This is a genomic window from Longimicrobium sp. (assembly GCF_036387355.1).
Lineage (GTDB): Bacteria > Gemmatimonadota > Gemmatimonadetes > Longimicrobiales > Longimicrobiaceae > Longimicrobium.
This window is the reverse complement of record NZ_DASVTX010000026.1, coordinates 1-6,671: the sequence shown is the minus strand read 5'-3', so window position 1 is coordinate 6,671 and position 6,671 is coordinate 1. Positions and strand designations below refer to the sequence as shown.

The 6,671-nt window shown below is 73.6% G+C and carries 3 protein-coding genes; 2 read left to right on the top strand and 1 reads right to left on the bottom strand.

What is annotated here, in order from left to right; all coding sequences use genetic code 11:
- Together VF665_RS01250 and VF665_RS01245 are read left to right on the top strand one after the other, a co-directional pair.
- On the top strand, positions 1-2,612 hold a 2,612-nt coding region (locus VF665_RS01250; RefSeq protein WP_331051579.1), incomplete at its 5' end, for a tetratricopeptide repeat protein.
- Positions 2,609-4,423, top strand: a complete 1,815-nt coding sequence (locus VF665_RS01245; protein WP_331051578.1) for a tetratricopeptide repeat protein — start codon at positions 2,609-2,611, stop codon at positions 4,421-4,423. The genes VF665_RS01250 and VF665_RS01245, both read left to right, overlap by 4 nt.
- 624 nt (positions 4,424-5,047) lie before the next feature.
- Here VF665_RS01245 and VF665_RS01240 read toward each other — a convergent pair.
- Positions 5,048-6,157 carry a hypothetical protein gene (locus tag VF665_RS01240; protein ID WP_331051577.1) on the bottom strand — a complete coding sequence of 370 codons (1,110 nt, stop codon included), beginning with the start codon at positions 6,155-6,157 and terminating at the stop codon, positions 5,048-5,050.
- Between the last annotated feature and the right edge of the window lie 514 nt (positions 6,158-6,671).

Sequence of the window (6,671 nt, the reverse complement as noted above, 5' to 3'; positions counted from 1 at the left end):
CCGCCGTTCTGTTCGCGCTCCCGGCGCACGCGCAGGAGTGCCCGGCGGCCGGAAATCCGCGCGCCGAAGCGGGATGGACCGCCTACCGCGCCGGCAACGCCGCCTCCGCGCGCCGGGAGTTCACGGAGGCGCTGCGGCTGTGCCCCGCGCACCTGGGCGCCCGCACCGGCCTGGGCTACGCCGCGCTGCGCGAGAACGCCGCGGAGGAGGCCCGCCGCCTGTTCCAGGGCGTGGTGGCAGAGTCGCCGGACAACGTGGATGCGCTCGTGGGGCTGGGCCTGGCCACGTGGCGGCTGGGCGACCAGGACGCGTCGCGCGCCGCCTTTACCCGCGCGCAGCGCATCGACCCGTCCAACGCGGACGCGCGCGACTTTCTGGCCCGGCTGGGCCCGGCGCCCGCCGCCCGCCCCGTGCGCGCGCCGCTCGTGCGCCCCGACACGCTCGTGTACCCCTCGCGCACGCGCGGCGACCACTTTGAGGTGCGCACGGCGCGCGGGTGGCAGCCGTTCTACTGGAAGGGCGTCAACCTGGGCGCGGCGCTTCCCGGCAAGCACCCCAGCGAGTTTCCGGACTCCGCCGTGTACGCGCAGTGGATCCGGCAGATGGCGGAGATGGGCGCCAACAGCATCCGCGCGTACACCATCCACCCGCCGCACTTCTACTCCGCGCTGCGGGCGTGGAACCTGGCGCATCCCGACGCGCCGCTCTGGCTGGTGCACGGCGTGTGGGCGGAGCTTCCGCCGGAAGACGACTTTGCCGACCCCGCGTGGGAGGGCGAGTTCTTTCAGGAAATGCGCTACGTCGTGGACCTGCTGCACGGCCGCGCCGACATCCCCGCGCGCCCGGGCCACGCCTCCGGCTACTACACGGCGGACGTGTCGCCCTGGGTGATGGCGTACATCATCGGGCGCGAGTGGGAGCCGTTTTCCGTGGTGGCGTTCAACCGGCGGCGCCCGGAACTGCGCGGCTTCCGCGGGCGCTTTCTGACGGTGGAGGGCGGCACGCCCATGGACGCGTGGCTGGGCAGGGCCAGCGAGTACATCGTCGCGTACGAGACGGACACGTACCACGCGCAGCGGCCCGTCGCCTACACCAACTGGCCCACGCTGGACCCGCTCACGCACCCCACGGAAAGCACCGTGGCGGAGGAGATCGCCATCCGCGAGCGGCTGGGCGAGCGGGTGGAAAGCAAGCCGCTGGAGTACGACAACGACGCCACGGGGCTGGACGCCAACCTGGTCACCCCCACCGCGCTCCTTCCCGCCGGCTACTTCGCCAGCTACCACGCCTATCCGTACTACCCGGATTTTCTGGTGCTGGACCCGGGCTACAACCAGGCGCGGTCCCCGGAGGGGCGCAGCAACTACTTCGGCTACCTCACGGAGCTCAAGCGGCACCATACGCACCTTCCCGTCGTCATCTCCGAGTACGGCGTGCCCACCAGCATCGGGAACGCGCACTTTCAGCCGCAGGGGTTTCACCACGGCGGGGTGACGGAGCAGCAGATGGCGCAGATCGACGCGCGCCTCACCCGCGAGATCGCCGAGGCGGGGATGGCGGGCGGGATGATCTTCGCGTGGATCGATGAGTGGTTCAAGAAGAACTGGATCGCCATCGAGTTCGAGATCCCGCTGGAGCGCAACCGCCTCTGGTTCAACCGCCTGGACGCGGAGCAGCACTACGGGATGATCGCCATGGACCCGGGCGAGGTGGTGCCCGGCGCCACGCTGGCGGACCGCGCCGCGGGATGGAGCCGCATCCGCCCGCTGTACACGGGGCAGGGCGGCACCCTGCGCGCCGCGTCGGATGAGGCGTACCTGTGGCTCCGCTTCGAAGGGGACGGCGGCCGCCTTCCCCCGGAGCTGATGGTGGGGATGGACGTGCTCAAGCCCGCGGCGGGCGACTTTCGCCTGCCGGGGCGGGTGGGGGCGCGGCTCCCCGTCGGGGTGGAGTTCGTTGTCCGCGCGACGGGGGACGAGGTGCGGGTGATGGCGGACCCGTCGTCCAACCCGTTCCGCGTGGAGCGCCGCGAGGGGATGGCGGGGCAGCCCACCGCCGGACCCTCCATTGAGCAGCCGCTTCCCGGCTTCTTCAGCGGGCGATGGCAGATGCGCTTCAACCGGCCGTTCATCAGCCAGGCCAACGAGGACGGCGTGTACGATTCGCTCCTCGTGGTCCCCAACCGCCGCCGCTTTGCGCGGGACGGAACGGAGTTCCCCGCGCTGGGCTACGACCGCGGGCTGCTGCGCCGCGGCGCGCTCCCCGACGGGCTGTGGGAGCGGGACGACGCGCGCGGCGTGCTGGAGGTGCGCATTCCCTGGGGGCTGCTGAACTTCACCGACCCCAGCGACCGGCGCGTGCTGCAGGATCCGGAGGGGCAGACGCCCGGCGACTTCGGCACGACCACGGTGGACGGCATCCGCATCGTCGCGGCGGCGCGCGAGGGCGTGGCGTGGCGGCAGTGGCCGGCCTCGGGGCGCGCGGCGGACGTGGCGCTGTATTCGTGGCCCACGTGGGAAGAGCCGAAGTGGCGGCCGCGCGTGCGGCCGGTCTACGGTGCCATGCGTGAGGTGTTCCGCACGCTGCGCCCGGAGGCGGAGGGCGGACGATGAAGCGCGTCCTGCTCGCCCTGGCCGCCGCGCTGCTGGCCGCCGTCGCGCCCGCCCACGCGCAGGACGAGGCGGACCGCGCCTGGGCCGCGGGCGACACTCGCGCCGCGCAGCCGCTGTACGAGGCACGCTTGCGCGCGGACTCGGCGGACACGCGCGCGCTGCACCGGGTGGCGCTCCTGCGCGCCTGGGCGGAGAAGTACGACGAGGCACTGGTGCTGTTCGACCGGCTGCTGCGGCTGGAGCCTGGCAACCGCGACGTGCAGGTGGACCGGGCCCGCGTGCTGGCCTGGCGCGGCGATCCCGCGAGGGCGGCGGCGGCGCTGGATCCGCTGCTGGCGGCCGATCCGGGCTACCTTCCCGCGCTGCAGGCCCGCGCGCAGTTCGCGTCGTGGGCGGGCAACTACGACGACGCGCTCTCCACCTACGGCCGCATCGCCCAGATCACGCCGGACGACCGCTCCGTGGGGCTGGACCAGGCGCGCGTGCTGGCCTGGGCATCCCGCTTTCGCGCCGCCGAGGCCGCGTACGACTCGCTGCTGCGGCGCAATCCGCGCGACGTGCCCACGCTGCTGGGGCTGGGGCAGGTGCTTTCCTGGGCCGCGCGGCTGGATTCCGCCGAATCCGTGTACCAGAACGTGCTGCGGATCGCGCCGGACGAGGTGGAGGCGCAGCGCGGGCTGGCGCGGGTGGCGGCGTGGCGCGGCAGGCTGGTGCTGGCGGAGCAGCGGTGGCGGCAGGTAATTGCGCGGAACGCGAACGACGCGACGGCGTGGGTGGGGCTTTCGCAGACGCTGCGCTGGCAGGGCAGGGACGCGCCCGCGCTGAACGCCGCCGAGCGCGCCGTCCGCATCGCGCCCACGGACCGCGACGCGCGCGAGGCCCTGCGGTGGGCGCGCATGCCCGTGGCCCCGCGGGTGAACGCCGCGCAGGTGTACGAGACGGACTCGGACCAGAACCGCATCCTCACCACCTCCGCCACCGCCGCGTACCGCCCGCTGGCCAGCGTGGAGCTTCGCGCGGACCTGTACGCGCGGCAGAGCCGCATCGGCGACGAGGGGGTCGCGGACGGCTTCTACCTGGACACGCGCACCACCGGCGGCGCGCTGACCCTGTGGACGCAGCTGGAGCCGGGGTGGAGCGTGTCCGGCACGGTGGGCGCCAGCCGGCTGGAGGACGCGGCCGATCCCATTCCCACCCTTCGCGCCACGCTCGGATCGCCCGCGCGCTACCCGGTCACGGCCGGCCTGACCGCCGGCCGCTCTCCGCTGGACGCCACCGCCGTGCTGATCGCCAACGAGGTGTACGTGGACGAGCTTTCCACCTGGGCCAACTGGGCGCCGGCGCAGGGGTGGACGCTCTCCGGCGGCGCGGGGGGCGCGCGCTTCACCAGCCGCGAGTCGCAGGACAGCAACGAGCGGTGGAACGGCAGCCTGGCGGTCGCGCGGCGCCTGTCGCGCCCGGTCACGCTCGGCCTGGGCGTGCGCGCCTTCGGGTTCCGCCGCGACCTGTCGGACGGCTACTTCGATCCGGACTTCTACGGCCTGGCCGAGCTGACGGCGCGGTGGCTGCGCGAGACGCGGCACTGGTCGCTCAATGCCGAGGTGGCGCCCGGGCTGCAGAAGGTGCGCAGCGACGGCGACCCCAGCGGCTCTGTGCGCGGCGGGGGGAGCGTGGCGTACGTCTTCATCCCCGGGCGGCGCGTCGTGCTCTCCGGCAACTTCGCCAACACGGGCCTGTCGCAGCTTTCCACCGGCGACGCGGGCAACTACCGGTATCGCTCGGTGAGCCTGTCGGGCGCCTGGACCTTCTAGCGCTCACGCCATCGCGCCACGCAGAAACGGCCGGCCCCCGCTCGCGGAGGCCGGCCGTTTTTCGGATCGTCATCCCCGATCGCGGGCTGACAGCTTCTCGCCGTCGGGGCTGTGCAGCGAGGCCGTTCACGCGCGCCGGGTTTCTGCCCAGCGCGTTCGCGACATCGCGTGCCACCCACCTCAACGCCCGAGTCCCATCCTGAGAGCGTGTTGAGAAGCACTGCTCGCGGAGCGCCTCGGCGCCTGGGTGTCATCCTGAGAGCGTTGTGAGAAACGATGCTCGCGTAGCGCCTCGGCGCCTGAGCGTCACCCTGAGAGCGTGTTGAGAAACACTGCTCGCGTAGCGCCTCGGCGCCTGAGTGTTATCCTGAAGGAGCAGCGCGCCGGATTCTCCGACGCGCCGCCGCCTGTGCGACTGAAGGATCCCGGGCCGAACCGTCGCCCGGGACGCTGGCGGGCGCGGCGTGCCCCGGACTCCTCGCGCCCGCGGAGCCCGAGAACGATGCGAACCGGGCGCGCATGGACGGGCCGTCCGGCCGTCCGTCGGAGCCCAGCGCCCGCACGTGAACGGCTGGTACCAGCGCCCCCGTCACGTTGACGCGCTTTCGTGCGACGCACGCTCGCTCACCCGCAGGATGTCACGGGCTGCGCCGCGACTTTGCCTTCGCGGTCGCGGTGTCCGCGCCGCGGCGGGCGGATGCCGATGCGGGGCGGCTCGCCGCGGTGCCCGTCGCGCGGCGGGTGGAGGTGGAATCCGCCGCGCGGCGCCTGGAGGTGGAATCCGCCGCGCGGCGCCGGGACGCGGAGTCGGCGCGCGGGCGGCTGGCGGCGGAATCCCTGCGCGCCGTCGCCGCGGATGCCGAATCCGCCGTTCCACCCGCGGGTTTCGACGCAGCCGAGTCGGGGCGACGTCGTGTCCTCCTGCGCGCCGGGCGCACGGGCGAGGCTGGCGATGATGCGGTCCGTGACGGGCTTCAGTTCGGCCGCCCGGTCCTCCCGGTACTCCACCGTCATGATGAGCGAGTGCGCCATGTCGAACACGCGCACCATCCGCACGCGGAACGCCGTGGTTCCCGTCCCGCGCCGGTAGTCGCTCACCAGCGCGGTGATTCCGTTGATGGTCCTGCGCTCCGAACCCGTCCAGGCCAGCAGCGTTCCCCCCGATGACGTCTCGATCCGGGCGCGCAGCACGCCGTCCAGCGCCTTGAGATCCGCATCCGAAGCCTCGCGGATCTCCTTCTGCGGAATGTCGTCCGCGTAGAACCGCGCGTTCAGGATCGCGGCGGCCTGGCCCTTGTCGTCGTTGCGGATGGCGGAATACGCCGTGTCCCGCCGCACGTCCAGGGTCTGCGGCGGCGCGGCGGGAGTCGCGGCGGCGGCTACCGCCCGGCCGGCCGTGTCGGTCCGGATCCAGTCGTTCGGTACCGCGACGGTCATGTTGTTGGGCAGCAGCACCGTCATCGGCGCGCCGGACGGCGGCGCGGGGGCCACCGCGGCGGCGGCCTGCACCGGGCGCGCGGGGGCCGGCTTTTCCGCGCTGCCGCCGGCGAACACCTGCGCGGCGTATGGATACGCCATCCATCCCAGCAGTCCCAGGATCACCAGCCCGGCGAGCGCGTACCATCCGGCCCGCGACCGCTTGCGCGGCTCCTCGCCCGGCACTGGGCGGGACTCGCCGGAAACGACCTCCACCTCCTCATCGTACGTTTCCCGCCGCACGGACCCGCCGTCCACCGCAGCGTGCGCTGACGGATCGTACCGCGATTCCACGGGGATGACGGGCTCCGGGGGCGTGACCGCCTCGACCCGAGCAGGCGCGATCGGCTCCTCGCGCGCGTCGGCCGGGCGTTCCGCGAGCGGCGCTGGCGGGACGGGTTGATGGGTCTCGGCGGCTGGTGGGCGATGCACCGGCGCGGCGACCGACTCAACCGGCCGGACAGGCTCCACCACGGGCGCGACTGGCCGCACCGGCTCTACCGGAGGCGCAACCGGCCGTACCGGCTCCACCGGACCTGCGTGCTGGACGGGAGGCGTGTGCTGGACAGGACGAGCCGGCAGGGCGGGCGTTGGCGGAACGGCCGGAACCGCGGGATGACGAACGCCCTGCGCCGCCTCCGCCGCCGATCCTGCCGCCGGACTCGCGGATTGAGCAGGCGCGCCGGAGGCCGCTGCCCGGTACTTGCCCCGCAGCGGCTCCAGCGCCACCCGGGCCGGGGCAAAGGCGGGCATTCCCGGATGCCGCACGGGC